Below are 1669 nucleotides of genomic sequence, written 5' to 3'. Positions count from 1 at the left end.
CGAGGGTAAAGCCAAGCACAAATATAGTGGGAGGAAGCCGCCCCCAGAAGGGCCTCACGCTGGTTTGAAGCCGGCCGCGCGGCCCGAAAGTAAGAGAGCACCCTAGCTAGCACTACTTTGGCAGATTTATTCACGCCGTTGCGTTTCGCCGATTTGTCGTCTGCAGTGCGGGCAACGCTGAGGCGGCGGTCGAACGATGAGTTCGACGATGGCGTGGCGCACCGCCGGCAGGCTCGGCTGAGGCGGAGGTCCGTTGATTCTTTTTTTTCCGCCCCGCTTGTGCGAGGCGACGATGCTGGAGGAATGCGTAAGCGATCATGGTCATCAGTGCGTGACGATGAAGACCTTGCCAGGATCGTCCCTCGAAGTGATCAAGCCCGAGTTCCTCTTTCAACTGCTGATGGGCCTGTTCGCAAATCCATCGCGCCTTGATCGTGGCAGCTAATGTGCGCAAATCCGTCTTGGCCGGCAGATTGGCGAGATAGTATTTCTTTTCCCCCGACGTCCTGTGTTCGCCGATGAGCCAGGCTTCGTCCCCTGGAAGATGCTGCTGGCCCATGTCCTTGATCCGCTGCGGAGGCCCATCGGCGGTCCGCACGCGAACAGCGGCGAAGCGAGCTTTCAGCCGACCCTTAGTCCCGTTTCGCCAACTCACATTTTGCCATCTTGCATTGGCTAGCATGTCTTCGGCCGCTCTCGACAGGATATCCGGAATGTGCCGCTTGCGGGGACGACCCCGAGTAGCAACCGGCCAGATCAGCTTGACGCCGACCGGGTACACCTTGAGGTGACGAGGGATGCCAACGGCCCAGGCAAGGCCGCGTGTCGTGAGCCCTTGTCGAAACGGCGCGCTGAGGCCGTATCCGGCATCCGCCAGTACACAGCCGAAGCGAACACCGGCTGCGATCACGCGATCAATCTCCGCCAAAGCGATCTCGGGCTTGGACCGTGGCGTTCGGTATTCGACCGGAACGCCCGCTCGCGCCAGTCGCACCCGATCGCTTGCCCAGCTCTCGGGAAGAAACAGGCGCAAGGTGACCATCACCGGCACTTCGCCGCGCGCAAGCGTCAGCGACACCAACGTTTGGCAATTGGCCGTCTTGCCGAGAGACGAGGCATATTGCGGAGCGACACCAACCGAACGATCGCCCTTCTTCGGCATCGCCGTGTCGTCGATCACCAGCACCGCATCCTCGCCGCCGACGAGACGATCGGCCTGAACGAGCAGTTCCGACTCCAATGGCGCAGCATCCCAGACGCCATCAGCGATGAAATGGTGCAACTGGTCATACTCGCCCGGCGCCAGCCGCGCCGCCATCGGCTGCACGCTCTTGCGATCGCCCGGTCCAATCAGTCCGGAAACATACAGCGGACACATCCGCCGCCGCGCCTTGTGACCCAAGCGATCCAGGAACGGCTTGAGCCAGCGTCCAAGTTCATCTTCCCACTTCGACGAGTTTCCCATGGTCGGCCCTCCAACAGCCGACCACCTATGAATCATTGAAAATCTGATTCGGGAATCCAGTCCCGCCGTTCAATCGCCAAAATCTGCCAAAGTAGTGCTAGGGTCCAGACTCAATTGAGCCAATATGCGACGAGAGCGGCGAGATGAACAGCGGCCAAGAAATTCCGGGCGAGCTTGTCATATCGCGTGGCGATGCGCCGGAAG

The 1669-nt window shown here is 60.6% G+C and carries 2 protein-coding genes; both read right to left on the bottom strand.

All coding sequences use genetic code 11. The features are described 5' to 3' along the window. Positions 1-130: 130 nt before the first annotated feature. Positions 131-1501: an IS701 family transposase gene (locus tag VGY55_19770; protein ID HEV2972222.1), complete on the bottom strand. Its 1371-nt coding sequence runs from the start codon at positions 1499-1501 to the stop codon at positions 131-133. Positions 1502-1575: 74 nt separating this feature from the next. Next, the coding region (locus tag VGY55_19765) for an IS5/IS1182 family transposase (GenBank protein HEV2972221.1) at positions 1576-1669 on the bottom strand (94 nt) is incomplete at its 5' end.

This window comes from Pirellulales bacterium (genome assembly GCA_035939775.1).
GTDB lineage: Bacteria > Planctomycetota > Planctomycetia > Pirellulales > DATAWG01 > DASZFO01.
Note: the sequence above shows the minus strand (reverse complement) of the source record. Positions and strands in the feature narration are given on the sequence as shown.

What these genes read in the sequence shown, in the direction of transcription:
- VGY55_19770 (HEV2972222.1), bottom strand. Translation starts at nt 1,501, where the DNA reads ATGATTCATAGGTGGTCGGCTGTTGGAGGGCCGACCATGGGAAACTCG.